This is a genomic window from Nocardia sp. GTS18, from assembly GCF_013839555.1.
GTDB classification, from domain to species: domain Bacteria; phylum Actinomycetota; class Actinomycetes; order Mycobacteriales; family Mycobacteriaceae; genus Nocardia; species Nocardia rosealba.
This window is the reverse complement of the sequence record NZ_JACBIU010000009.1, coordinates 108,041-132,976: the sequence shown is the minus strand read 5'-3', so window position 1 is coordinate 132,976 and position 24,936 is coordinate 108,041. Positions and strand designations below refer to the sequence as shown.

Here is a 24,936-nt window from a genome sequence, read left to right as displayed (position 1 = left end):
GCGGCGGGGGTGGCTATTTGGGGGCCGCCGGTGAAGTGGAAGGTGTTGGTGTCGATGATTTCCACGCGCATCAGTTCGGTGCTGCCGGTGTTGTCGTAGGAGCGGGCGAGGAAGGCGGGGCCGTCGGGGTCGGGTTCGCCGATGATCTCGATACCGCGGACCGGTTGGTCGCCGACGGTGACGTCGATGTGGTGGATCAGGAAGTGGCCGCCGGGGAAGACGTCGTAGGTGTCGAAACCGAGGACGGGGATGGGTGGGTCGGCCAGGACGTGACCGTTGGTGGCCCACCGGCCCGCGAGGCGGTGCAACCGGGAGGCGTCACGTGGATCGTCCGGCGTGGACATCCTCCATGCCTACCACGGGCCGCGCGCCCCGCCAATGCCTCGCGAACAACCTGGTAAGAAATCGGCGTCGCCGCGACACCAAGAGATCATGACTGTTCAACTCACACAGGCCGCGTTGTCCGCGGCCGACACCGTGCCGGGGGAGGTGCGGGAATGGCGCAGCCGGTGGTTGGTGGCGTCGGGGTTTCCGCCGTGGTTGGCTGAGACGGTGACGTCCGATCCCGAGGTCGATGTGCATGCGCTGTCGCAGCTCGTCGACCAGGGCTGTGCGCCGGAGCTGGCGGTGCGGATCCTGGCGCCGTTGCCGGAGAATCCGCGATGAGTACGCTGCCGCCGACCACCTCGGGGGTCGTGCGGCCGGACGCTGATCGGGAATGGCTCACCGACCTGGTCGACGACGGACCCGCAGGCCGGCACGCTGTGCGGCGGTTGCGCGAGGTGTTGCTGCGCGCTACCCGGCATCAGATCTGGCGGTTGCGTGACCTGCTGCCCGGCGCAGGCGCCGCGGAACTGGAAGACTTGGCCCAGCAGTGCGCCGACGATGCTGTCGTAGCTGTCCTGCAACGACTTTCGACCTTCGAAGGGCGTAGCAGGTTCACCACCTGGGCGTACAAATTCGGGGTCAACATCGCGGGTGTGGCCGTGCGCAGGCAGGCGTGGCGGCACCGCGAGATCCTGCTGCCCGACGCACTCGCCTGGCACATCGACCCCGCACCCACCCCGGACGCCCTCGCCGGCGCCGCCGATCTCGCCCGCGCGCTCGAGGCGGCCATTTCCCGCGAACTCACGCCGCACCAACGCCGCATTCTGCTGTCGCTGGTGGTGGAGCAGGTGCCGATCGACGTGCTGGCCGAGCGGCTGGGCAGCACCCGCAACGCCCTCTACAAAACACTCCACGACGCCCGCCGGAAGCTGCGCGCCGCCCTGATCGCGAGCGGGCACCTCGACAACCGTCCCGAGCGGAGCACTCCATGACCGATCCGACTCCCACGGTGATCGACGCCCTGCTGACCGACACCAGCCCCTACCTGTCGTGCGACGAGTGCTTCGACCGCATCGACGTCTATGTCGAGCGCCGTCTCGCCGATCCCGGCTACGACGACCCGGCTATGCGCATCCATCTGGCCGGTTGCGGCGCGTGCGCCGAGGAGGAGCAGACCCTGCGCGAGCTGCTCGCCCAGGACCTGAACAGGTCCTGATCGGTAAGACACGGCGCGCCCGCCGCAACAAACACTGCGAACCACATTCCGCGCGGCCCGACGCTCGGCCGTGCCCACTTCGAGGAGAACACCATGACCGCCACCGATCGCGCTGTGTCCGTCAAAGACCCCGGCTACCAAGCTTTCTGGGCTCTGCGGCTGGGATTCGGCATCCTGCCGATCCTGTTCGGCATCGACAAGTTCACCACCCTCCTCACCGCCGATTGGACCCGCTATCTCGCCGACGCGTTCGACACCCTCGCCCCCGGTGATGCGAACACCGCCATGCAGATCGTCGGCGTGATCGAAATCGTCGCGGGCATCGCGGTCCTGGTGCTGCCTCGGCTCGGTGCCCCGCTCGTCGCGGTCTGGCTGGGCACGATCATCGTCGACCTGCTGATGGTGGGCGGCTACGGCGATATCGCCCTGCGCGACTTCGGCCTCATGGCGGCGGCGCTGGTGCTCACCCGCCTGGCCTGGGCCTACCCGAACGGACTGCCCGCTCGGTCCTGACTCTGCGACCTGGGGTTTCTGTCGAAAGTTGGGATCGGTAGGCGGCGAGGGACACCGTCTACTGAACCCATGACATCTTCTCAGCTCCCCCCGAACCAGTCCCCGTCCACCGGCTTGGACAAGAAGACCAGCGCGATCCTGTCGTACGCGCTGGGCTGGCTGACCGGAATCATCTTCCTCTTCGTGGGAAAGAATGATCCGGACGTGAAATTCCATGCCGCACAGTCCATTGTCTTCTTCGGCGCCGTCTCGGTACTCAACATCGTCCTGAGCATCGCCGGCTCGCTCCTCGGGGCCTTGGGGATCATCTTCAGCCTCGCCGGGCTCGCGCTCGGAATCTTCGCGCTCGTCGTCTGGATCATGGCCATGGTCGGTGCGAACAACAAGGGCGGTGTCCGTGCCGAACTTCCCGTCGTCGGAAAGTTCACGGCACCCTACGCCGATCAGCTGGCCGGCTCGATCAAGTAGCCGCGTATCCGAAGTAACCACGACACCGAGAAGCCGACGGCCCGAGTCCATCTCGGGCCGTCGGCATCGGTGCCGTCCGGCAGGAGCTCGGGGAGCCCGGTCCTGCATGCCCCCGACTCTCGCCCGTCTCGGCTCCGAAGCCGACTGCGAATTATGTGACTGTCTGTTTCTGGCAGCGGTGGGCGTCATCAGCCTTGTGGGTAGCGACCGTATACGTTGCACAAGGCCGTCGTCGATAACAGCCCTGGTGTCGAAAATATGGCTAGAACAGGTTGCAATCGGAGAAGTTACGGCCGAATAGCCCGCTGAGTTCTGGGATCGAGCGCTGCCGACCATCCTCGGCAAAACGCCTGCATAGCCTCGATCGTCGCTGTTAAGTTAATACTCATTCCGCGCGTGCTCGGGCTACCAGAATCGGTCGTTCCCTGCGGTCGCGGTGTGCTTGTACTCGACGAGGAGTGACGCAATGGATGGACTCAACAGGCGTGATGCGCTGAAAGCTGGTGGCGTCCTGGGGGCGCTGGGGGCGTTGGGGTTGGCGACGACGGCGCGGCCGGAGCCGTGGAGTTGGTCGCCGGAGGAATCGGTCGCCGGGTCGGGGTCGGGGGTCGACCCGTTGACGGTGTGGGATCCCGAGGCCGACCCGGTGGTGGCACGGCTGATCGACAGCGGTCAGGTGCCGCGGGTCAACGAACTGCTGCGCACCTGGACGCGCAACGGTCAGCCGCTGCCCGACGGATTGCCCTCGGAACTGCGGGATTTCATGGAATACGCGCGGCGGATGCCGCAGTGGACCGACTACGGGAAACTGAACACCGCGATCGAATTCAACAAGAAGCGCGGGCTGTATCTCGGGGTGCTGTACGGGTTCGCCAGCGGGATGATGAGCACCGTCATCCCGAAGGAGGCACGGTCGGTCTACTACTCCAAGGGTGGCCACGACCTCGAAGACCGCATCTCCAAGACCGCGAAACTCGGCTACGACATCGGTAGTGCCAACGCCTACGCACCCGATGGCGAAATGGTCGTCACCTGTGTGAAGACCCGCCTTGTGCACGCGGCGGTGCGCCACCTGCTGCCACAGTCGCCGCACTGGGTGCACGTGGCCGAGGAGGACGTGCCGATCAGCCAGAACGACATCATGGTCACCTGGCACAGCTTGCCGACCACGGTCATGAAGCATCTGAACAACTGGAAAGTGCCCATCCCGCAGCACGAATCGGAAGCGTTCCTGCATTGCTGGCAGGTGGCCGCGCACATGCTCGGCGTGCGCGACGAGTACATCCCGAAATCCTGGCCCGCCGCCAATTCTCAAGCGGCACAAGTGCTCGACCCGATCATCGCCGCCACCCCGGAGGGCGCGAAACTCGCCGACCGGTTGCTGAGCCTCGGCGCCAATATCGACCTGGCTGTGTTGACCAAGCCCGTGCTCGGCTCGTTCACCCGCTTCCTGCTCGGCGACAAGATCGCCGACGGTCTCGGCATCCCGCGCGAACCGGTCTGGGATCCGTTGCTGCGCTTCAGCTGGGGCCCGTTCATCGCCGTGCGCGAGGGCGTGCTCGGTGCCGTCCCGCCGGTGGCCGACGCGTACTGGCTGCTCGACGAGTTCCTGCGCAAGGCGGCGCTGACCTACCTGGCCGAATTGCGCCTGCCGATCAGTATCGAGATCCCGACCATGAACCGCGACATGAGCGTTCCCCCACGCTGATTCACCCGTACCGACCGAGGAGCATTATGCGTACCACCCTCCGCCTCACCGCCGCCGCGATCGTCGCGACCGGCGTACTCACCGCGACGGCCACCGCCGCCGCACAACCGGCACCGATCGCCACTGAATCCGAAACCGGTTCGTCCGCAGCCGACGCCGGGTCGGCGGCAGCACAGTCGGCCGGCTACCTCGCCCAGAACGGCGACCTGATAGGCCTCATCGTTCTGCTCGGCATCACACCCTTCCAGATGCTGACCAGCGGAATCTGCGACCTCGCCACCATGTCGTCGCTCTACAGCCCTTGTTCGCCGGGGCGCGCCCACTACACGGTGGCGAACTCGGAACCCCTGCCACACAGCTGAATCGGCTTTGCCGCCGCCGGAGGGCTCACCTCGAACCGGCGGCGGCCAGTGAGCTCCGTCTCCTGACCAGGCACTGTCATTCGTTCTGAGGGGCCTGGAAGAACTTCCCCTCACGTCGAGCCACCGCAGCATTGCTGTGGTGGCTGACTGTTGCCGAGGTCTGCTGCGTGCGTCACCGGTCGGGTTCAGCGGCCGCGGGGACTGACCAGGCCCGATTCGTAGGCGAAGACAACGAGTTGGGCTCGGTCCCGGGCGTGGAGTTTGGTCATGGCCCGGTTGAGGTGGGTTTTGGCGGTGTGGGGACTGATGAACATCTGGTTGGCGATGTCGTCGTTGGACAGCCCTCGTGCCGCCAAGGCGACGGCCTCGCGTTCACGAGTGGTGAGTTCTTCCAGGCCGGAACTGACTGGGGGAGAAGGTGGTTCGGTGACATAGCGGGCGATGAGGCGGCGCGTGATGGACGGGGCGAGTAGGGCATCGCCGCGGGCGGCCACCCGGATGGCGTGCAGGAAATCTTCGGGCTCGATGTCTTTGACGAGGAAACCGGCCGCGCCCGCGCGGAGCGCCTCGAACACGTAGTCGTCGAGGCCGTAGTTGGTGAGGATGACCACGTGCACGTCGGCAAGGGCGGGGTCGGCGGCGATTCTGCGGGTCGCCTCGATGCCGTCGACGTGTGGCATCTGGATGTCGACGAGCGCGATATCGGGCAGGTGCGTACGGGCCAGTTCGACACCTTCGCCACCGTCACCGGCCTCGGCGACCACCTCGATATCGTCCTCGATATCGAGGAGGGCGCGGAACCCACTGCGGATCAGGGGCTGGTCGTCGACCAGTAGAACGCGAATCACGATCGCTCCAAAGGTAATTCGGCGTGCACGGCGAAACCGCCGGTCGGTAGTGGCCCGGTATACAGGCGTCCACCCAGTGCGGTGACCCGCTCACGCATGCCGAGAAGCCCGACCCCGCCCGTGCCGGCGGGTGCGGCGCGGCCGTTGTCCTCGACGTCGATGACGAGACCGTCCGCTCGATAGTCCACGCGGACCGTCGCGGTCGTCGCGTCGGCGTGGCGGGCGGTATTGGTGAGTGCTTCCTGCACGATGCGGTACACGGTTCGGTCGACGGCCACCGGCACGTCCGTGCGGTCGCCCTCGACGGTCAACGAGGTGGCCACACCGGCTGCGCAGGCACGTTCCAGCAGGTCGTCGAGGTGGGCGAGGCCGGGACGTGGTGCCTCGTCGTCGCGCAGGGCGGTCAAGGTCGCCCGCAGGTCGCGGGCAGCTTCCCGGCCTGCGTCCCGGATGGCGAGGAGGGCGGCGGGCACGTCCTCGCCGCGCTTGCGTGCCACGTGTACGGCGGCTTCGGACTGCACCTTGATCACCGAGATCTGGTGGGTGAGCGAGTTGTGCAGCTCGCGGGCGATGTGCAGGCGTTCCTCGTCGGCTCGGCGGCGCGCGGTCTCCTCGCGCGTGCGTTCGGCTTCGTCGGCGCGGCGCTCGGCCTGCCGCAGGGCCTCACCGGCCGCGCCCGCCGCGATCAACCAGGCGAGTTCGAGTGCGTCGCGACCGCGAGCGAGGGCCGCGGCGGTGTCGTGCAGGGTGATCATGGCGGCCAGCGGCAATGCGGCGATCAGGGCGACGGCCGCGATCACTGTCACGACATGGTGCCCGGCGCGGACCGCGAAATACACCGCGAACAGGAACGCCACAACGGGTACGTCGAAGCCGAGCGCCTGATAACCCACCGCGCACAACCCGGTCACCACCAGCACGGCCACCGGTGCACGCCGACGCCCGGCCAAGGCCAGACCGCTCGCGACGAGCAGCGCGTAGCCGAGCCACTCGGGGCTGCCGTGCGCCCGGCTCACCCCGGTGACCAGCAGTGCCACCGCCACACCGACGGCGACCACCCAGTCGACCACCCGTGCCCTACTCATCCGTGCACCCTAGCCCGGACCCACTATCGACCGCGTCGTCCGGCTGGGTGACTCGTCGACTACCACGAACGCGGTACTCCGAGCGAAGAACGGCTCCGCCCCGCTCCGTCGGTACCGCATCCGCAGCATCACGAATTGTCCACTGCGGCATGACGACCGGACCCTGCGCTTCAGCCATTCTTGAGCTGATCGCCGACGACCTCCGGCACGAAGCCGGTGGCGACGGCGGCACATCGGCGCGGTGAACGATATCGCTCGCCCGTCGGCGCACTCCAAAAACCGATCGCCACCACCCGCGGCGGTGGGACGCTCCTCGACATCCGGGGAGGTCGATGGTGGCGCATCGGCTCGTGGGCTGCGCCGCTCGTGCGAGGCGTACTCCGAAGCAGGTCGATCGTCGCCACGCGGTGATTCCGCCTCCGGTTCGCAGTCGGCGATCGGCCGGTGCCGCGTCCACATCGATTTCGGCGCGTGCAACGACCGCCCAGTCGTGCATCTCACTGACACGTCCACACGAAGGAGAACATCATGCCCACCTTGATTCGCGCCCTGGCCGCGCTCGCTGTCACCGCCCCGCTTGCCGTCGGCACGGCCGCCCCCGCTTCGGCAGCGACTGCGCTCGCCGCGTCCTACGGGATGACTTCCGGTCGTCTCGTCGCGTCATCGGCCGCGGTCATCGGCCTGCTCGGTGTGCTCGCGGGTGGCTGGGCGCTGGCCCGGCCCGCCGCGACCAGAGCGGTATTCGCTCTGGTCGCGGGACTGATCGCCATCGTCGGTGGCGCCTGGGTAGTCGCCACGGCCGAAGGAGGGCTCGGCACCGGGAACGGTCTCGGCGGGGGCGTCGTGGCGATTGCCTTCGGGCTGGCGAGCGTGGTCGTCGGCGGGCTTTCGCTCGCCCGCGCCCGTCGTGTCGGCTGACGCGACGGGCCGTGCTCACCGGGGGCTCAGTGACCTCGCGCGATCCACTCCGCGAGCGACGGTTTCTCCGCCCCGATCGTCGTGCTGTCACCGTGACCGGTGTTGACCGCCGTGTCCTCCGGGAGGGTGAGCAACCGGTCCCGGATCGAATCGATGATCGTGTCGAAATCGGAGAAGGATCGCCCGGTCGCTCCCGGCCCACCGGAGAACAGGGTGTCGCCGGTGAAGAGGGCCGCGAGGTCGGGGGCGTACAGGGAGACCGAACCGGGGGAGTGGCCCGGGGTGTGCAGGATGTCGATGTCGGTGCCCGCCACCGTGATTCGGTCGGTGCCGTCGAGGGAGCGGTAGCCGACGGACGGGTGGGTCATCCGCCACAGCGGTTCGTCGCCGGGGTGGAGGAGGATGGGGGCGTCCAGGCGGGTGGCCAGGTCGGGGGCGACGGTGACGTGGTCGTTGTGACCGTGCGTGCACAGGATCGCGGTGACGTTCCGATTGCCGACGGCGGCGGCGATGGCGTCGGCGTCGTGGGCGGCGTCGATCACCAGCACCTCGTCGTCGTCACCGATCAGCCACACATTGTTGTCGACGTCCCAGGTGCCGCCGTCGAGGCTGAAAGTGCCGGAGGTGACGACCTTTTCGATGCGGGCGCTCACCAGACCACCACCGAGCGCAGCACGCGACCCTCGCCCATGGCGGTGAAGGAAGCCTCGACGTCATCGATGCCGATGCGTTCGGTGACGAACCGGTCCAGTGGCAGTCGGCCCTGCCGGTACAGGTCGATGAGCATGGGGAAGTCGCGCTCGGGCAGGCAGTCGCCGTACCACGACGATTTCAGCGAACCGCCGTGCGAGAACAGGTCGATCAGGGGCATGTCGAGGCTCATGTCCGGGGTCGGGACGCCGACGAGCACCACGGTGCCCGCGAGGTCGCGGCCGTAGAACGCCTGCTTCCAGGTCTCCGGCCTGCCGACCGCGTCGATCACCACGTCGGCACCGAAACCGTCGGTCAGGTCTTTGATCTGTTCCACCACGTCGCCGCTGGTGGCATCGATCGTGTGGGTGGCGCCGAAGTCCTTGGCCCACTCCAGCTTCCGCGCATCACGGTCGATCGCGATGATGGTGCCCGCGCCCGCGAGGTTCGCACCGGCGATCGCGGCGTCACCCACCCCACCGCACCCGATCACGGCGACGCTGTCGCCGCGCGAGACCGAACCGGTGTTCATGGCGGCGCCGATACCGGCCATCACACCGCAGCCGAGCAGGCCCGCGACGGCCGGGTCGGTGCCGGGATCGACTCGCGTGCACTGCTTTTCGTGTACCAGCGTCTTGTCGGCGAAGGCGCCGATACCCAGCGCCGGGGTGAGCGGGGTGCCGTCGGCGAGCGTCATCGGGACGCTCGCGTTGTGGGTGTCGAAGCAGTACCACGGGCGGCCACGCCGACACGCACGGCACTCACCGCAGACCGCGCGCCAGTTCAGGACGACGAAATCGCCCTCGACCACGTGGGTTACCGCCTCGCCGACCGATTCGACGACACCGGCCGCCTCGTGCCCGAGCAGGAACGGGAACTCGTCGTTGATCCCGCCCTCGCGGTAGTGCAGATCGGTGTGGCACACCCCGCACGCCTGCACCCGGACCACCACATCGTGCGGTCCCGGGTCGGGAATCACGATGTCGACGGTTTCCACGGGCGCGTTCTTCGTGAGAGCGACGACACCGCGCACTGATTCAGGCATGCGGACCTCCTAATGGTTTGCGTGGTGGCCTCCACGCTAGCCGGGCCCGCGCCGGATTCAATCCGGGATCGGCGGAATGTCCCCGGTCGGCGTGCCGAGCTCGTCCTTCACGTGGTGCTCGACGAGCAGGGGAACGAAGTCGCGCACCTGCGCCGATCCGAAATGCTGGTACGTCTCGCGCACGATGTCGGTGATCTCTTCGGGGGGAATGTTCGGGTACCGGATGGTCAACCGTTCGATGACCTCGTCGAGTTGCTGCTGCTCGTGAGTAGTCATATCGGTGGGTTACCCGATCCGAGCGCCGGGCAACAGCTACTTCTCGTCGAAAACCAGATCGGTCGGCGGGTGGGTGAGGCGAACCGTTGACCCGTCGATCACGGTGATCGCGTCCAAGCCGGTGGTGGAGTGGCCGGTGGAGATGATGAAGAAACGGTCGGCAGCCTGCGCGAGGAAGGCGGGGAAGCCGTCGAGGGAGAGGTCGCCGTCGCCGAGTTCGAGGTAGTCGGCGAGGCGGCGGAACAACTTCGGCAGCACGACGATGTCGTCGGACAGGGAACTCGGCGAGGTGATGGCGGCACCGGTCGTGGTGGCGTCGGCAGCCCACACGCCGAGCGAACCGGCCGCCGCGGCCTCCGACACCGCGGTGAACTCCGCGCGCAGGGCGGGGAACAGGCTGCGATAGAACGTGGGATAGGCCAGACCGGTCGCCAGCTGATGGTGGTTGAGAGTGAGCCGGAGCAGCGCCACGTCGACGAATAGCTCGGCACCGGAGCTGCCCGGTGCGGGACCCCGCCCGGCGAACGCTACGCACCGGCCGTGCAGATCGGCGCCGCGAGTGAGGATGAAACCGGGCACCTCGGCCTGGTCGGCGCTGGTCACGGTCTCGCTGTCGTTGCGGACCACGCCGGTGAAGCCGAGCCATGCCAGCAACTCGTCGGCCGCGGCGCGCGCCAGCGGCAACGGCTGATGCGTGCGGGTGCCGTGGCGGGGCGTGTAATGCGTCTCGAGGGAGTCGATGCCGTCCAGCCGCAACTGGGCGGCACCCGAAGCATTGCGTTTGACCCGGTGCGGGCCGCCGACCCGGTCCCACAGGGCCGGATCGTCGGGACGAAACCGCACCGAATCACCGTCGGGCGCAGCGCCTTTGGCAACGAAGACACCGGAGATCAGCAGAAAGGGCATCGCGGGTCTTTCGGCTCGGCTGGATCGCACAGAACGGCGCGGGCGTGGCCCAAGTCTCGACTCGCCTTGCCGAACAAGGCAATACAGCGAACGCGATGGTCGCCCGCTGTTCATCCCGGCGCTACCGGCACCCGTGCCCCGGCCGGACCCGAGGCGGAGGCCATTCACTTGCTTTCCGCTCGACCGATGTAGGCGGGTGCGAGCAGACTGTTGTACGGCCCGATGCGGGTAGGTCGTGCGGTTACCCACCGCCCGGCTGGTGGTGACCAGTGGAGGTGCTCGATGTCGGAACGGGAAGTGCGGCGACCTACACCTGGGCGATCCTCGGTGCGCTGACCTTCGTGTTCGTCCTCTCGAAACCCAGGATCGGGTGCCGACCACCGCCGCGCTGTCCGTGATCGCCGCCGCCGCGGTGCTCTGGGCGGCCCTGACGAGACGGGTCGACCGCGCCTTCGTCCTCCAGCTCGTGGGATTCGTCCTGTTCACCGCCACAGCCGTATTCGCCCAGCACGCCGACCTCGGCGCGGCCCGCATCGCGGTCGCCGCGGGCTGGATCGCCCACGGCCTGTGGGACTACGGGCATCGTCGCGCCGACCGCACCGTCGCCCGGTCGTTCGCCGAATTCTGCGGCCTGGTGGATGTTCTCGTCGTGCTCGCCGTGCTGACGGTGCCCTGAGCCGGCCGCTAAAGGCTAAGGCGTTCCAGCACCGCGCCGACCACCAGGCACGCGCTGTCGACCACGTCACCGATCGGCTGACGGTAGTCCGACAGCACCCACTGCTGGGCGATGATGACGATCGCCCCGACCAGCCCGAGCAGCACCGTGCGCACGCTCACCGCCGGGTGGGCGTCGTGGTCGACGTGCGGGGTGAGCAGGGCGAGGCAGATGTCGACCAGTGCGTCGAGCACGTCGCGGTAAGCCCGGTCGACGGCGGGACTCACGCCGAGGATCTCGAAGAAGGCGATGCGCGGCACGCGCGGGTCGTCGTGGATGAGCTGGAAGTAGGCGGCCAGCGCCACCCGGACCTGAGTCGTCACATCGGTGTCGGCCGTGCTGATGCCCGCGTGGATCGACTCGATCATCCGCGCTGCGATCTCGCGGTACACCTCGAGCAGCAAATCCTCACTGTCGCTGAAGGATTCGTAGAAGTACCGCTTCCCGACGCCGGCGGCCGCGCAGATCGTGGTCACCGTGGTGTTGCGGTATCCCTCGGTGCCGAATGCTTCGGTGGCGGCTTCGATGAGCCGGGCACGGCGTTCCTGCTGGCGTTGTCCGGGGGCGGCGCCCCGGTACCGGCGACCGTCGGCGTCGAATCCGGGCGCAGTCACAGGGGTGATTGTGTCAGGTGGAGGTGATGACGCTGGTCGGCGGGCGGCGGAGAGCACATCGTTGCGATCGCGTGTGACACAGGCTACGTTACTTTCCGGTACGGGAACGACACGGTTCCCGATAGCGGGAGGGCTGACGTCGAGGTATGGGCAAATATCGTGGGCGACTGGCGGCGCTGATGGCGTCGGTCGTCGTATTGGCAGGTGCGGTGGCATCCGCGCCGATGGGCTCGGCCGCACCGGCCGCCGAAGGACTCGACGCCCAGTTCGTGGCAACCCATACCGGCCCCCAGCAGTACCCCAACGTTTTCATCGAGTGGGACGTCCCCATCACGATGAGCGACGGCACGGTATTGAAAGCCAACGTCTATCACCCGGCCGGTGCCGACGGTCAGCCCATCGCCGAGCCTACGCCGACGATCGTCAATATGACGCCCTACACCAAGCTGGTGTCCAACATCGCGGACTCGGCGCTCGCGGTGCCCGGCCTGTCGGATCTGCTGATGCCGGTCCTGCAGAACCTCGACTTCTCGCCGTTCGGCTTCAGCAGCCTCAGCGACATGATGAAGGCGCTGCCCGGCGGCGCGGCGCGCACCTTCGGTGTCGACCGCAATCTGATCCGCGGTGGATACACCCAGGTGGTCGTCGACGTGCGTGGCACCGGGTTCTCGCAGGGCACCTGGCAGGTGTTCGGTGAACGCGAGCAACTCGACGGCGTCGAGGTGGTGGACTGGGCGGCGAAACAGCGCTGGTCGGACGGCAAGATCGGGATGAGCGGCATCTCCTATTCGGGGATCAACCAGCTGCACACCGCTCAGCGTCAGCCCGAGGCGCTGAAGGCGATCTTCCCGGTGGTGCCCGGTAGCGACCTGATCCGCGATGTCGCCGCGCCCGGTGGCGCACTCGGCGTCGGCTTCATCCCGGCCTGGCTGCTCGCGGTCGACGGCGCCAAACTACTGCCCGACATGGTTTCGATCCTGGCGGGCAAGTTCGACTGGGTATGGCTGGCCGACCGGGTGCGCGACCCGTTCACCTTCTTCAATGTGCTCATCGCCGCCCTGACCACTCCGACCGTCGAGCAGATCCCGCCGGAGATGTCGGCGATCCTCGACGACGATTCAGCCCTGCGCACCGCATGGGTCGGGCAGCCGGAGAAGGTTCAGGTGCCCGCGTTCCTCTACGGCGGCTGGCACGACATCTTCACCTACTCGACCCCGCGCATCTACAACGCGCTCGATGTGCCGGCCGAGCAGAAGAAGCTCGTCATGGGCAACGTTTACCACGTGACCGTGAGCTCGGGACTCGGTCAGCCGGGTGCGCCCGCGCCGCTCGAGGCATTGCAGCGCGCGTGGTTCGACAAGTGGCTCAAGGGCATCGACAACGGCATCGACCGGTACGACCCGGTGACGCTGTGGCAGCAGGGCAGCGAGCAGTGGACCACCGATGTGTCGTTCCCGCGCCCCGGCATGGAGTACCGCCGGATGTATCTGGACGCCGCGTCGTCGGGGACCGCGCCCGGTGCGCGTCACGACGGCAGTCTTGTCACCGCTCCCGGTGGGGCACAGCGTCTTTCGGTGGATCCGAGTTTGTCGACGATCTGTTCGCGTGATGCCGCACAGGGCACCGCCGGACTCGTTCCGCTGCCCGATGTGTGTGTAAAGGATGCCCGGATCAGCGAGGGTGCCGCGCTCACCTTCACCACCGCGCCGGTCGACAAGCCGACACGGATCTCCGGGGCGATCGCCGCGCACCTGAACACGGTGCTCGACACCACCGACGGGTACTGGACCGTCACCGTCAACGATGTTGCGCCGGACGGGCGTTCGACGGTCTGGTCGCAGGGTCAGCTGATGGCGTCGCTGCGGGCGATCGACGAGGCCAAGTCCACCCGTTCGCCCAACGGCGACTACACCGACCCGTACCCCATCCTCACGCTGGACACCCGCCAGCCGACGGTGCCGGGTGAGCCGACGACCATCGAGATCGGCATCCGCGCCACCGACGGCGTGCTGCTGCCGGGGCACCGCCTGCGTGTCGACGTGTTCGCGGGCAACTTCCCCAGCGCGATCCCGCTGCGGCCGCTGCTGAACGAGAGCGGTCTGCGGACCCAGCACCTCGAGCTCGACCCGTCGCGGCCGAGCTGGATCAATGTGCCGATGGATGTCGATCCCGGCTGGTGATCAGGCCCGCTCGAACAGGTGGGTCAGGTCGTCGACGAACTCGGCGTAGGCCTGGGTGCGGTCGGTCGCCCGCAGCACCGAGGACGGATGCACCGTCGCGCCGACCCGGAAATGTTCGAGTTCGACCGTGCGGCCACGCAATTCGGTGACCTTGGCCTTCGGGCCGAGCACCGATCGCGTGGCGATGGCGCCCAGGCAGATCACGAGTTCCGGTGCGATGACGTCCAATTCGCGGGTGAGCCAGGGTGCGCAGGCGACGATCTCGGTGCGCCGGGGCTGCTGATGTATGCGACGTTTGCCGCGCTGCTCGAAGCGGAAATGCTTCACCGCGTTCGTGAGGTAGAGCGTTTTCCGGTCGACGCCGATGTCGTCGAGCGCGCGGTCCAGCAGTCGTCCGGCCGGTCCGACGAACGGGTGCCCGTCGAGGTCTTCCTCGTTGCCGGGTTGTTCACCGATCAGGACGGTGCTCGCGTGCGGTGCGCCCTCGCCGAACACCGTCTGGGTGGCATCGCGATAGAGGTCGCAGCCGTGACAGGCGTCGGCGGCGGCCGCGAGGGTGGCCAGGTCGTCGGTGCTCGGCACGTACTCGGCCGCACCGGGGTATTTGGTCGTGGTCATGAGGCGGCTCGCTGGGTGGACAGGTCCGGCACGCGGGTCACCTCGGCGCCCGCGCCCTCGGCCAGGTGGGCGAAGGTGACGGCGTCGCGCACGGCCGCCCCGCCGGGGTCGTTGTTGAAGTAGACGTAGCAGTCGGCGTCGGCCGGGAAGGTGTCGAGCAGACGGTGCACCCAGCCGTTCAAGGCCTGCCTGCCGTAGTGCGGCGGCGGGTTGGCGCGACCGGCGTGCAGGCGGAGATACGCCCAGTCGGTGGTGCGCCACAGTGGGGTCACCGGCCGGGAATCACGATCCGCCCAGGACAGCGCGGCTCCGCGTGCACACAGGACATCGCGGATTTCGTCGGTCCACCACGACTCGTGCCTCGGTTCCACCGCCACGCGCACCGAGGTCGGAAAACAGCGCAGACAGTCGTCGAGCAGGCCCGCGTCGGCGCGCAGGGTGGGTGGCAGCTGCAACAGGATCGGGCCGAGCCGGTCGCCGAGGCCCTCGGCCCGATCGAGCAGGCGCTGCACCGGTTCTTCCGGCTCCCGCAGTCGTTTGATGTGGGTGAGGAACCGGCTGGCCTTCACCGCGACAACGAAATCCGCGGGCGTGCGCTCGCGCCAGGCGGCGAAGGTTTCCCGGCTCGGTAGCCGGTAGAAGGCGTTGTTGGATTCCACTGTCGCGAAGGCCTGCGCGAAGTGCTCGAGCCAGCTTCGCATCGGCAGCCCCTCCGGATACAGCACACCGCGCCAATCACGGTATTGCCAACCGGAGGTACCTATCCGCAGGGGCATCGCCGATTCAGCCCTCCGCGCGCAACAGCGGTTGGAGTTCGCTGCTGTAGAAATCGAGGAACGCGTCGACATCGGGGCCCGCGTTCATCAGCACCACCCGGTCGAAGCCGGCGTCGGTGGCCTTGCGGACAGCCTCGACATAGCGCTTGGGGTCGTTGCCGCAGACCATCGCCTCGAGCATGTCGTCCACTCGCACGGTGGTCGACGCGGCGGCGAAGTTCACCGGATTCGGCAACTCGCTCATCACTTTCCAGCCGCCGGTCATCCACCGATTCGTTGACAGCGCGGCCTCCGCGGCCCTGCGCTCGTCGGGATCGAAAGCGACACCGACCTCTACATAGCGTGGCCCCATGCCGCCGGAGTCCCGGTAGGTGCGTACCAGGTCGGGGTCGGGTTCGGTGGCGAACAGGCCGTCGCCGAGTTCGGCGGCGATCTCGGCCGCACGCGGACCACCCGCCGCGACAGCGATCTTCGGCGGTGTGTCCGGCAGATCGAAGACCCGCGCGTCCGACAGCGACAGGTATCGACCGTCGTAATTGCGGTATCCGCCCCGCCACAGCAGGCGGATGATCTCGAGCGCCTCGCGCAACATCCGCTGACGAACGAGCACCGGCGGGAATTCCTGGCCGACCACGTGCTCGTTGAGCCGCTCACCGGACCCGATCCCGAGAGTGAAGCGGCCGTCGGAGAGCAGCGCCGTGGTGGCGGCGGCCTGGGCGATGATCGCGGGGTGGTAGCGGATGATCGGGCAGGTCACGCCGGTCGCGAGCTCGAGGCGATCGGTGCGCGCGGCGATCGCGCCGAGCGCCGACCAGGCGAACGGTGAATGGCCCTGATTGTCCAGCCACGGATGGAAATGATCGCTGATCTCGACGAAATCGAAGCCGACGGACTCGGCCCGAACGGCCTGGCGGACCAGCTCGTTCGGGTCGAAGGCCTCGGCCGCCAACTTGAATCCGATCTGCATGGCGAACCTCTCCGGGTCAGTGGCGTCCGAGGGCGTTGGCCAGTTCCTGCTTGTTCATCTTGGAGCGGCCGTCGATATTGCGGCGGCGGGCCTCTTCGTACAGTTCGTCGCGCGTCTTGCCGCTGCCCTTCGCCTGCTGGCCGCCGCGACGGGAGGCGCCACTGGACTTGCCGCCGGATTTCCCGCCGGAAGACGACCCACCCGACTTGGTCTCGCCGTGCTGGGCGCGGGTCTTGTTCACGGTGCGGGCGGCGATCTCCTCCGCGCGGTCCTCGCTGCGGCCCCGCTCACGCTCGGATTTCTTGATGTCCTTGTACTGACGTTCGCGTTTGTCGCTCCACGCTTGCTGCGGCATGAGTCTGCACCTCCTGGGTGGTGGGCGTTCTGGTTGCCGCCTACCCGGTGGGTGGCGAGGGAAACACCTGGCGAAACAGATACGGGTGACGGCGCCGCGATGGCCCCGTCACCCGCCTGGGTCTGCGATCAGACGAAAAGGTCGAAGATCGCGCGAGCGAAATCTACGAAGAAGTCCCACAGCATGACATTCACCTCCTTCCCTCCGCATCCGGTTAGCTACCGGTAGGTGGCCACGGCGTTTGTGCAGCTCGGCCACCACAATCGCCTGGTGGCTGGGCTTCTAACCGCATATATCGAGCATACCCAGATAGCCGTTAGCAATAACTCAGCGATCGATCTTCTTCTCGCATCGATACACGAATGAAGGATTTTGGTGTTACGCGGAGTACGGGATAGTTGTACGATCAGGACCAACCCGCGAGGCGCACCGTCGCGCCCCGGGCGCACAACGATCGTGCGGTGATCGAGGAGTACCGATGAAGTTACTTCGCTGGAGTGCCACCCGACCGGACGTCGATCCGGGAGGGGTCGCGCTGCACGCGCGCAATGTCACCTTCGACTGGTCCGGCGTTCCTTTGCAATGGATGCCCGCCGAACCCATTGCGGGACATCTGATCTGCGCTTTGAACATGCTGCTGCCCGAGGGCGAGCGCATGTTCATCGCGACCTACCGCGAGGCGCTGGCCTACGTCGAGGACGAGAAGCTGTGCGAGGACATGCTCGGCTTCATCGGCCAGGAGTCCATGCACGCGGAAACCCACGCCAAGGTGCTCGTCGACATGCTCGCCGCCAACGGCGTCGATACCGCGCCGTACGAGCGGCAGATGGAATACCTGTTCCGGGTGACCCTCGGCAAGCGCGGCGAGGGTCGCTCGGGCAAGCAGATGCTGGTGGAACGGCTGGCGTTCATCGCCTGTCTCGAGCACTTCTTCGCCTGGCTCGGCAACTGGGTGCTCAATGCCGACCTGGAGAAGTTCGGCGCCGACCCACGCATGGCCGATCTGTTCCGCTGGCACGGCGCCGAGGAGGTCGAGCACCGCAGCGTCGCCCATGATGTCGCCGAGTACTTCGGTGTCGGCTACCTGCGCCGCGGCGCGACGATGACGCTGGTGTTCCCCATCTTCCTCGCGCTGCTCCTGCGCGGCACGCGTTTCCTCGTGCATCAGGATCCGCAGCTGCCCGACCACGGGTATCCGAGGCTGCTCGCCGGTGTGTTCGGCGCGATGTGGCGTGGTGCGATCCCCGGTGTGCCGTCGCTGCTGGTGAGCGCGCTGTCGACCTTCCAGCCGGGGTACAACCCGGAAAATGTCGGGTCGACCGCCCAGGCGCTGGCCTACCTCGCCGCCTCGCCCGGCGCCCGCGCGGCCGCGTCATGACCGTCCGCGAGCTCCCCGGTGATCTGTACGGCAAGCATCGGCACGACCCGGGAATGCGGGTGATCGACACGATCGCGACCTTCCGGCTGCGGTGGAGTGCGCTGGTGAACCGCCGCGATCCGCGCTCGCGCGTCGCCGACCACCGGCTGCCGGTGGTCGTCACCGAACGCCGGATCGAGGCGCACGACCAGGACGTGGTGAGTCTGCGCCTCGAGTCGCCCGAAGGGCGGGTGCTGCCGCGCTGGCGTCCCGGCGCCCATCTGGATCTCGAGCTGCCCTCTGGCCGCCTGCGGCAGTACTCGCTGTGCGGTGACCCCGCCGACGCGCACGCCTACCGCATCGCGGTGCGCCGGATCCCCGACGGCGGAGGCGGCTCGGTGGAGGTGCACGACGAACTGCCGGTGGGCAGCACGCCGATGGTGCGTGGACCACGCAACGCGTTCCCCTTCGTGGTGCCCGGCCACGGTTCGCCCGCGCGGCGTCTGCATTTCGTGGCCGGCGGTATCGGCATCACCCCGATCCTGCCGATGGCCCGGCTCGCCCACCGTCTCGGCGTGGAGTGGACCATGGTCTACAGCGGGCGCAGCCGGGCGACGATCCCGTTCCTCGACGAGCTCGAGGCCTTCGGCCCGCACGTGATCGTGCGCACCGACGACGAACACGGCCTGCCGGGCGCCGCCGATCTGTTGCCCGGCGTCGGACCGGGCACTGCGATCTACGCGTGCGGCCCCACCCCGATGACCTCGGCCGTCGTCGGCGCGGTGCGCGAGATGCCGGAGGTGGAACTGCATTACGAACGGTTCTCGCCGCCGCCGATCGTCGACGGCGAACCGTTCGAGATCGAATTCGCCTCCACCGGTGAAGTCCTCACCGTCCCCGCCGATCGCACGGTGCTCGACACCATCCTGACCGTCCGCCCCGACCAGCCGTACTCGTGCAGGCAGGGCTTCTGCCGCACCTGCGTGGTCCGCGTGCGTGGCGGCGAGCCCGACCATCGAGAGAGCGTGCTCTCCGAGACCGACCATGCCGCGGGCGACATGCTCGCTTGCGTATCCCGTTCCCGCGGTGAGCGTTTGGTGCTCGACCTGTGAGCCCGGTTGCGCGACCTACCCACACGAGGAGTCCGAAAGTATGACGATCGACCCGGCCAACGAGCGCGTCGTGCGCAATGGTGCCTTCGATATCGCGGTGTTCGAATACGGTGATCCCGCCGGCGAGACGGTGGTGCTCGTGCACGGCTGGCCCGACACCCATCACCTGTGGGAGCGGGTGATCCCGCTGCTCGCCGACCGCTTCCACGTGGTCGCCTACGACACGCGAGGCCACGGCGCCTCCACGCGCACACAGCGCACCGCCGATTTCCGGCTCGACGAACTCGCCGGTGACTTCTACGCGGTGATCGACGCGGTGAGCCCCGACCGTCCCGTGCATGTGCTCGCGCACGATTGGGGTTCGATCCAGCTCTGGGAGGCGGTGTGCGAACCGCAGGCCGCCGAGCGGGTCGCCTCGTTCACCTCGGTGTCGGGCCCCAACCTCGACCACATCGCGGCCTGGATACGCAACCGGCTCTCGCGGCCCACACCGCGCAATGTGTGGCAGCCGCTGACTCAGCTGGCGTCCTCGGCTTACACGTTCTTCTTCATGACTCCGGGCCTGCCGCGCGCGACGTTCAACGCCATCGGTACCGAAAAGTTCTGGCAGCGTGCGGTTTCCCTCATGAACGACACGCCCGCCGCGAATGTGAAGCTCGGTCCGACCTTCCGTCGCGACATGGTCGACGGGCTGCTCATCTACCGCGCCAATATCGTGCAGCGCCTGCTCGCCCCGCGCGAGCGTCGCACCACCGTGCCGGTCCAACTCATCGTCGCGGGCCGCGATGTCGCCCTGCGCCCGGCCGGTTACGACGACTCGCACAAGTGGACCGACCGGCTGTGGCGGCGCGACGTGCCCGCCGGGCATTGGGTGCCGTTCTCCCATCCCGAATTGCTGGCCACCGCCACCACCGAACTCATCGATGCTCTCTCCGGTGCCGGTATCTCGCGTGGGCTGGCGCGCGCCGAAGTCGGCCGCACGCGGAGGGAATTCGACGATCACCTCGTGGTTGTCACCGGTGCGGGCAGTGGCATCGGCCGCGAGACCGCGCTCGCCTTCGCCCGGCTCGGCGCCGAGCTGGTGCTCTCCGACATCGACGAGCTCGGCGCCAAACGGACCGCCGAACTGGTCGCTGCCGAAGGTGGTGTCGCCCACGCTTATCCGCTTGACGTGTCCGATGAAGACGCCGTGCGGGAGCATGCCGAGACGGTGATCGCGGCGCACGGTGTGCCCGACATTCTCGTCAACAACGCCGGTGTCGGACAGGCGGGCGGGTTCCTCGACACCCCCACCGAGGAGTTCGACCGGGTGCTGCGGATCAACCTCGGCGGCGTGGTGAACGGCTGCCGCGCCTTCGGATCGGCCATGGCCGAACGCGGCCTCGGCGGGCACATCGTGAACCTGTCGAGCATGGCCGCCTACAGCCCGCAACGCGATATGAGCGCCTACGCGACGAGCAAGTCGGCGGTGTTCATGTTCTCCGACTGCCTGCGTGCGGAACTGGCCGATCGCGGAATCTCCGTGTCCACCGTCTGCCCTGGCATCGTGCACACCAATATCGTTGCCACCACTCGCATCTCGGGTGTCTCGGCCGACGTGGAGGCCGCGACTCAGCGCAAGTTCGACAAGCTCTACGAACGGCGCGGCTACACCCCGGACAAGGTGGCCGATCAGATCGTACGTGCCGTGCGCGAGCGCCGCGACATCGTGCCGGTGACCCCGGAGTCGTGGTTGCAGTACCGGGTGAACCGGATCGCGCCCGGTGCGGTGCGTTTCGCGGCGCGCCGGATGAAACTGGTCAAGTAGGGGCTCACGCCCGGTGCAGTTGCCGCTCCACTGCGGCGACGTGCCGGGCGTCCACACCCCACGGGTTCTCCACACCGACCTGGCGGTCCAGATCCCACAGCACGCACGGCTCACCCGGTGCCGCGACCATCGACCACGCCACCACCGTTCGCCCGAGCTGTTCGAGCATCGGTCCCGCGTCGGTCGGTGTGTCCGCGGCGACGCCGTCGGGGAAGTGGTGCAGGAACCGGCCGTAGGCCCGATCGCAGAACCGGGCGTAGAGCTGGGTGCACAGGATGAAACCGTGCCACGCCTCGTCGACCGCGTGCGAGGGCATACCGATCACCTGATCGTCGCGCAGCGCGGCACCACAGCACCGCAACCATTGGCGCAGACCGGTTTCCACCAGATCGCGCGGCTGCCAAGGGCAGGTCTTGAAGATCGCGTCGGGAAAATCGAGGTCGGCGACGGTCCGATCGACCGTCGCCAGATCGACCGGTCGCCGACGAAGTCCGGGGATCGTGATGGCCATGCTTCACTGTAAGGCCCCTGGGCGTAGGGCTGCCGGGAACATTCCGGCGGGTTAGCCTGCACGTATGACCGTCCTGATCGTCCTGTTCTTCCTCGCCGCCGGCATCGGGCTGGTGGTGACGACGGTGGTCGTGCTCGTGCGGAAGCTGAGTCCGCCCCGGATCGACCCCCACGACCCGCGCTGGGTCGCCGGTGCGGCCGGTGCGGCGGGATTCTTCGACGGGACGCCTGGTCAGACGTGGACGAACAGTGGGTCGGGGTGTTCGGCCGGCTGGCCCGGGGATCCGGGTTCCGGGGGCGGGGGTTGCGGTGGTGGCAGTAGTAGTGGATTCAGTGGGGGAAGTAGCAGTAGCTGCAGTGGCGGAAGCAGTAGCAGCTGCGGTGGCGGTAGTAGTAGCAGTTGTGGCGGTGGGAGCAGCAGTAGTTGTGGCGGCGGTAGTTAGTGCCGGGTGATGCGCAGGCATCCGCGGCGTCGAGCGCCAGCTGTCGTCCAGTGTGGGTCGACAGTGCGTTATGTGACAGCGGTCTCAGCACCTTGACCTGAACTCTGCTTCAGGTTCGAAGCTTGTGGTGTCCCGGTGAACACCACAAGGAGTCACGATGCGTGCAGTGCAGGTCAAGGAATTCGGCGGAGTCGATGTGCTCGAGGTGCGCGAATTGCCCGCGCCGCGGCCCGGCCCGGGTGAGGTGCTCATCGATGTCGACGTGGCCGACGTGATGTTCCTCGATACCCGGCTGCGGGCGGGCTGGGGACAGGACTTCTTCCCGTTGAGCCTGCCGTACATTCCCGGCGGCGCGATCGGCGGTGTGGTGCGTGCGGTCGGCGCGGAGGTCGATCCCGCGTGGGTCGGCAAGCGCGTCGTCACTCAGACGGCGGCCAGCGGGATCGGTGGCGGCCTGCCCATCGGCGGGTACGCCGAGCAAGCGCTCGCACGGTCGGCCACGCTGGTGGAGATCGTCGACGGGCTCAGCACCGTGCAGGCGGTCGCGCTGGCCCACGACGGCCGTACCTCGCTGGCAGTCTTCGATCATGCAGGGGTGCAACCGGATTCGTGGGTGCTCATCACCGCGGCGGCCGGGGGCCTCGGCACACTGCTCACCCAGTTGTCCGTCGCGGCCGGTGCGAAGGTCGTCGCGGCCGCCCGTGGAACCGAAAAGCTGGCTCTCGCACAGCGACTGGGTGCCACCGCTGTTGTCGACTATTCCTCCGACGGCTGGGCGGAGCGGGTTCGCGAGATCACCGGCGGGGGAGCGGCGGTGGTCTTCGACGGTGCCGGCGGTGACATCGGTGGTCACGCGCTGACCGCGACCGCCGGCGGCGGCTTGTTCCTCGGATACGGCTCGGCCGCAGGCGACTTCGCCAACGGCGACACAGCGGCGGCGAGTGTGCGTCACGTCACGATTCGTGGCCTGTTCGACATCGTCGGCGGCGAAATCGACTGGCAGTCCATCGCCCGCCGCGCACAGTCGGCAGTGGCCGCCGGTGAGCTGGAAGTGGTGGTTGGCCAGGCATTTCCACTCGAGGAGGTCCGCCGGGCGCACGCCGTCATCGAGGACCGTTCCGCCCTCGGACGTACCGTATTGACGATCGGCGCGACAGTGTAACTTACCCTGCAGCACAACGGAATACACGTTAAGTTCAATATGTGCAGGGAATAATTGTCGCCGGGGTGACAGTAGCGGTCTTGTTGTTGGTAATCGGAGTCATCAAACTCGCCAGCAGTCCAGGGGGAAGTGTCAAGCAGCGCGACCGTTCGGACCGCGCACGCAGCGAACGGGAGAAGGCGAACCGGTCCTGACCGGTCCGGTCCGCCACCCCCCGCACGAGTGGTCAATCTCGCAACCCACCGGGTACCATGCGACTCGCCCGCGGAGACCGCGGTCAGGGGCGGTAGCTCAGTCGGTTAGAGCCGCGGACTCATAATCCGCTGGTCGTGGGTTCGAGCCCCACCCGCCCCACATTTGGTCCTTCACCAGCGGTTATGCTGCCTGGGACACCTGTTTGCGCGGACCGTGCCGGATGAGTTCTCGGCTGGGATCTGCAAGGTCCGACCTCGTCGAATATCGTTCGCGCATGTTTCCCCTGTGGCGAGTCGCGTATGTCAGAGCGGCCGTTCAGCAAGCGCCCTGGCATTCCGTCGCTCTCGGGCTGGCGAGTTGGATCGTCGTAGTCGGAGCGCCGGCGGTGTTCGTCGGGATCGTGTTGACGATCGAATCCGTTGCCGCTGCAAAGGGATTCGCTATAACCCTATGGGCGGTGCTCGTGGTGGGCGTCCTGCTTGTCGCGGGCGGGCTGTGGGCGTGGCGGGTCAGTGGGCTCGTCGACAAGGAAGTCCGGGCGCGCCACCACGGGCTGCGGGAGGTCGAGTCCGAGCGGCTGCTGGTGCGCCGACCGGTACCGCAGGACGCGGTTGCGCTCGCCGCCACGATCGATGCGGAGATGATCGCCGGCAACGGGTGGACCGAACGCGAGGCTCGGACAATGGTGAAGTCAGTCCGGTCGGGGCATCCGGTCGCGGGGCTGTTCGTCTTCGAGTCGCGGTCGGACCGGGCCCTGGTCGGTGGCGCGACCGTGCACCCGAGTGACAACGACCCGTCGTCGCGAACCCTCGGTTGGTGGATCGGGCCACGGCACCGGCGCGCGGGCTACGCGAGCGAAGCGGTGGCCGCGCTGGTCGAGGCGATCCATGACGCCGGTTTCGCCACCGTCGAGATCGGTACCTCCGAGTCGAATCTCGCGGTGCGGCGAATCTGCGACAAGATCGGCGCGACGGAAAAGTACCGGCGAGCACAACGGTTGCCGAACGGATCGCTCGTCCCGTCGATCTGGTACGAGCACCGTCAGGTGGTAACAGACGAGCCGTCTGTGTCACCCGCCGGATGACACACCCTCGCCCGTGACGGGATCGACGCCGTCGACAGCGCGCGTCAGACGTTGCGCCGCCTCGCCGGGATCGTGCACCGCCAACGCCTGGTTGACGATCAGCCAGTCCGCGATCTCCTCACCCGAGACATATTTGCGGAAGCAGTTGTAGATCGCGTAGTAGGCGAACTCGACCGGGTCGGGGAAGGCCAGATCGTCGTCTTGCAGCGCGGTAATGGGCTCGAGATAGCGGCTGCTGATATTCGCGAAGTCCACGCCGGCCCGAGCAGCCCCAAGGGCATCGATCGGAAGCTCGACGTCTACGTGGTGGCGCATCCCGACCACCGAGTCGCGGTAGCGAAGCGCGGAAGGCTTGCCTCGAACATAATCGGTCCACGTCGGAAGGACATCGGCACACAGCGACAGATGAACCTGCCGCCGGTGATCGGTTCCCAGCCGGAGGAAGCGCTCATTCGGTGTCATGATTCAGCCCGCGCCGTCGCCAGCAGCTCCCGCCACCGCACCATCAGCAGTTCGGTGTACTGATCCGCCGCGATCCGGACCGGCGTATTGCAGGTACGCGATGGTGAAATCCACCCTGCGCCTCCCGATCTCGAGGTCGAGTACTCATTCTACGTGCGTCGGCGGACCTCGTCCGTGGCTGACGGGTTTGGCCTAGGGTGTGGGGCATCGGGTGCGA

The 24,936-nt window shown here is 67.6% G+C and carries 29 protein-coding genes and 1 tRNA gene; 16 read left to right on the top strand and 14 right to left on the bottom strand.

All coding sequences use genetic code 11. The annotated features are described in order from the left end of the window. Positions 1 to 344 (bottom strand): hypothetical protein (locus tag HYG95_RS11940; RefSeq protein WP_220139333.1); only part of this gene is annotated, 344 nt, incomplete at its 3' end. Positions 345 to 432: 88 nt separating this feature from the next. On the opposite strand from HYG95_RS11940, the gene HYG95_RS11935 reads away from it, so the two are divergent. From HYG95_RS11935 to HYG95_RS11905, 7 genes are all read left to right on the top strand, one after another. Next, positions 433 to 666 (top strand): hypothetical protein, encoded by a 234-nt coding sequence (locus HYG95_RS11935; protein WP_181698040.1) that lies wholly within the window; start codon positions 433 to 435, stop codon positions 664 to 666. Further along, positions 663 to 1,319 carry an RNA polymerase sigma factor gene (locus HYG95_RS11930; RefSeq protein ID WP_181698039.1) on the top strand — a complete coding sequence of 219 codons (657 nt, stop codon included), beginning with the start codon at positions 663 to 665 and terminating at the stop codon, positions 1,317 to 1,319. The genes HYG95_RS11935 and HYG95_RS11930 overlap by 4 nt, the downstream gene beginning before the upstream one ends. After that, positions 1,316 to 1,543 (top strand): hypothetical protein, encoded by a 228-nt coding sequence (locus HYG95_RS11925; RefSeq protein WP_181698038.1) that lies wholly within the window; start codon positions 1,316 to 1,318, stop codon positions 1,541 to 1,543. The genes HYG95_RS11930 and HYG95_RS11925 overlap by 4 nt, the downstream gene beginning before the upstream one ends. Before the next feature lie 93 nt (positions 1,544 to 1,636). Next, positions 1,637 to 2,056, top strand: coding sequence for a hypothetical protein (locus HYG95_RS11920; RefSeq protein WP_181698037.1), 420 nt, complete (start codon positions 1,637 to 1,639; stop codon positions 2,054 to 2,056). A 69-nt stretch (positions 2,057 to 2,125) separates the two neighbouring features. Beyond that, complete coding sequence (locus HYG95_RS11915) at positions 2,126 to 2,524, top strand: DUF4870 domain-containing protein (protein WP_181698036.1); 399 nt, start codon at positions 2,126 to 2,128, stop codon at positions 2,522 to 2,524. A gap of 466 nt (positions 2,525 to 2,990) precedes the next feature. Next, a complete protein-coding gene (locus tag HYG95_RS11910) occupies positions 2,991 to 4,232 on the top strand; it encodes an oxygenase MpaB family protein (RefSeq protein ID WP_181698035.1) in 1,242 nt (413 codons plus the stop codon). Between the two features lie 26 nt (positions 4,233 to 4,258). Further along, the gene (locus HYG95_RS11905; protein WP_181698034.1) at positions 4,259 to 4,594 is read left to right on the top strand and encodes a hypothetical protein; all 336 of its coding nucleotides are present in this window, start codon (positions 4,259 to 4,261) and stop codon (positions 4,592 to 4,594) included. Between the two features lie 185 nt (positions 4,595 to 4,779). Here HYG95_RS11905 and HYG95_RS11900 read toward each other — a convergent pair whose 3' ends face one another. Next, positions 4,780 to 5,442, bottom strand: a complete 663-nt coding sequence (locus HYG95_RS11900) for a response regulator transcription factor (protein ID WP_181698033.1) — start codon at positions 5,440 to 5,442, stop codon at positions 4,780 to 4,782. Further along, positions 5,439 to 6,527: a sensor histidine kinase gene (locus HYG95_RS11895; RefSeq protein ID WP_181698032.1), complete on the bottom strand. Its 1,089-nt coding sequence runs from the start codon at positions 6,525 to 6,527 to the stop codon at positions 5,439 to 5,441. Before HYG95_RS11895 ends, HYG95_RS11900 begins: the two co-directional genes overlap by 4 nt. A 528-nt stretch (positions 6,528 to 7,055) precedes the next feature. Between HYG95_RS11895 and HYG95_RS11890 the strand changes: the two genes are divergently transcribed. Next, on the top strand, positions 7,056 to 7,445 hold the full coding sequence (locus HYG95_RS11890) for a DUF6223 family protein (protein WP_181698031.1): 390 nt from the start codon (positions 7,056 to 7,058) through the stop codon (positions 7,443 to 7,445). A 26-nt stretch (positions 7,446 to 7,471) separates the two neighbouring features. Here HYG95_RS11890 and HYG95_RS11885 read toward each other — a convergent pair whose 3' ends face one another. From HYG95_RS11885 to HYG95_RS11870, 4 genes are read right to left on the bottom strand one after another with little or no spacing between them, the layout of a single operon-like run. Next, positions 7,472 to 8,098, bottom strand: coding sequence for an MBL fold metallo-hydrolase (locus HYG95_RS11885; protein ID WP_181698030.1), 627 nt, complete (start codon positions 8,096 to 8,098; stop codon positions 7,472 to 7,474). Further along, on the bottom strand, positions 8,095 to 9,180 hold the full coding sequence (locus HYG95_RS11880) for an S-(hydroxymethyl)mycothiol dehydrogenase (RefSeq protein ID WP_181698029.1): 1,086 nt from the start codon (positions 9,178 to 9,180) through the stop codon (positions 8,095 to 8,097). Before HYG95_RS11880 ends, HYG95_RS11885 begins: the two co-directional genes overlap by 4 nt. Positions 9,181 to 9,237: 57 nt before the next feature. Further along, the gene (locus tag HYG95_RS11875) at positions 9,238 to 9,456 is read right to left on the bottom strand and encodes a three-helix bundle dimerization domain-containing protein (protein WP_067642265.1); all 219 of its coding nucleotides are present in this window, start codon (positions 9,454 to 9,456) and stop codon (positions 9,238 to 9,240) included. A 36-nt stretch (positions 9,457 to 9,492) separates the two neighbouring features. Continuing rightward, positions 9,493 to 10,362, bottom strand: coding sequence for a nuclease (locus tag HYG95_RS11870; protein ID WP_181698028.1), 870 nt, complete (start codon positions 10,360 to 10,362; stop codon positions 9,493 to 9,495). Between the two features lie 370 nt (positions 10,363 to 10,732). Between HYG95_RS11870 and HYG95_RS11865 the strand changes: the two genes are divergently transcribed. Next, positions 10,733 to 11,038, top strand: a complete 306-nt coding sequence (locus tag HYG95_RS11865) for a hypothetical protein (protein WP_181698027.1) — start codon at positions 10,733 to 10,735, stop codon at positions 11,036 to 11,038. Positions 11,039 to 11,046: 8 nt separating this feature from the next. On the opposite strand, the gene HYG95_RS11860 is transcribed toward HYG95_RS11865, so the two are convergent. Continuing rightward, the gene (locus HYG95_RS11860) at positions 11,047 to 11,691 is read right to left on the bottom strand and encodes a TetR/AcrR family transcriptional regulator (RefSeq protein WP_181698026.1); all 645 of its coding nucleotides are present in this window, start codon (positions 11,689 to 11,691) and stop codon (positions 11,047 to 11,049) included. Positions 11,692 to 11,837: 146 nt separating this feature from the next. Here HYG95_RS11860 and HYG95_RS11855 point away from each other — a divergent pair, with 146 nt between their 5' ends. Next, entirely contained in the window at positions 11,838 to 13,871 is a 2,034-nt protein-coding gene (locus tag HYG95_RS11855) for a CocE/NonD family hydrolase (RefSeq protein ID WP_181698025.1), read from the top strand. Here the strand turns inward: HYG95_RS11855 and HYG95_RS11850 are convergent, their stop codons facing one another. From HYG95_RS11850 to HYG95_RS11835, 4 genes are read right to left on the bottom strand one after another with little or no spacing between them, the layout of a single operon-like run. Continuing rightward, positions 13,872 to 14,489 (bottom strand): UdgX family uracil-DNA binding protein, encoded by a 618-nt coding sequence (locus HYG95_RS11850; protein WP_181698024.1) that lies wholly within the window; start codon positions 14,487 to 14,489, stop codon positions 13,872 to 13,874. Further along, positions 14,486 to 15,265, bottom strand: coding sequence for a DUF72 domain-containing protein (locus HYG95_RS11845; RefSeq protein WP_181698023.1), 780 nt, complete (start codon positions 15,263 to 15,265; stop codon positions 14,486 to 14,488). Before HYG95_RS11845 ends, HYG95_RS11850 begins: the two co-directional genes overlap by 4 nt. 7 nt (positions 15,266 to 15,272) lie before the next feature. Further along, complete coding sequence (locus HYG95_RS11840; protein ID WP_181698022.1) at positions 15,273 to 16,232, bottom strand: TIGR03557 family F420-dependent LLM class oxidoreductase; 960 nt, start codon at positions 16,230 to 16,232, stop codon at positions 15,273 to 15,275. 16 nt (positions 16,233 to 16,248) lie between these two features. Beyond that, positions 16,249 to 16,587, bottom strand: a complete 339-nt coding sequence (locus tag HYG95_RS11835) for a plasmid stabilization protein (RefSeq protein WP_181698021.1) — start codon at positions 16,585 to 16,587, stop codon at positions 16,249 to 16,251. Between the two features lie 478 nt (positions 16,588 to 17,065). Between HYG95_RS11835 and HYG95_RS11830 the strand changes: the two genes are divergently transcribed. From HYG95_RS11830 to HYG95_RS11820, 3 genes are read left to right on the top strand one after another with little or no spacing between them, the layout of a single operon-like run. After that, the gene (locus HYG95_RS11830) at positions 17,066 to 17,965 is read left to right on the top strand and encodes a metal-dependent hydrolase (protein WP_181698020.1); all 900 of its coding nucleotides are present in this window, start codon (positions 17,066 to 17,068) and stop codon (positions 17,963 to 17,965) included. Further along, complete coding sequence (locus HYG95_RS11825; protein WP_181698019.1) at positions 17,962 to 19,056, top strand: PDR/VanB family oxidoreductase; 1,095 nt, start codon at positions 17,962 to 17,964, stop codon at positions 19,054 to 19,056. The genes HYG95_RS11830 and HYG95_RS11825 overlap by 4 nt, the downstream gene beginning before the upstream one ends. A 40-nt stretch (positions 19,057 to 19,096) precedes the next feature. Beyond that, positions 19,097 to 20,863, top strand: a complete 1,767-nt coding sequence (locus HYG95_RS11820) for an SDR family oxidoreductase (protein ID WP_181698018.1) — start codon at positions 19,097 to 19,099, stop codon at positions 20,861 to 20,863. Positions 20,864 to 20,867: 4 nt separating this feature from the next. On the opposite strand, the gene HYG95_RS11815 is transcribed toward HYG95_RS11820, so the two are convergent. Further along, entirely contained in the window at positions 20,868 to 21,374 is a 507-nt protein-coding gene (locus tag HYG95_RS11815; RefSeq protein WP_067487148.1) for a hypothetical protein, read from the bottom strand. A gap of 599 nt (positions 21,375 to 21,973) precedes the next feature. Here HYG95_RS11815 and HYG95_RS11810 point away from each other — a divergent pair. The 3 genes from HYG95_RS11810 (at position 21,974) to HYG95_RS11800 (ending at position 24,257) form a co-directional block, all read left to right on the top strand. After that, complete coding sequence (locus HYG95_RS11810) at positions 21,974 to 22,978, top strand: zinc-binding dehydrogenase (RefSeq protein WP_181698017.1); 1,005 nt, start codon at positions 21,974 to 21,976, stop codon at positions 22,976 to 22,978. Positions 22,979 to 23,258: 280 nt separating this feature from the next. Beyond that, positions 23,259 to 23,332, top strand: a tRNA-Ile gene (locus HYG95_RS11805). 298 nt (positions 23,333 to 23,630) lie between these two features. Further along, positions 23,631 to 24,257 carry a GNAT family N-acetyltransferase gene (locus tag HYG95_RS11800; RefSeq protein ID WP_181698016.1) on the top strand — a complete coding sequence of 209 codons (627 nt, stop codon included), beginning with the start codon at positions 23,631 to 23,633 and terminating at the stop codon, positions 24,255 to 24,257. Here the strand turns inward: HYG95_RS11800 and HYG95_RS11795 are convergent. Further along, entirely contained in the window at positions 24,243 to 24,719 is a 477-nt protein-coding gene (locus HYG95_RS11795; RefSeq protein WP_181698015.1) for a hypothetical protein, read from the bottom strand. The two genes, HYG95_RS11800 and HYG95_RS11795, sit on opposite strands and share 15 nt — an antisense overlap. Positions 24,720 to 24,936 lie beyond the last annotated feature (217 nt).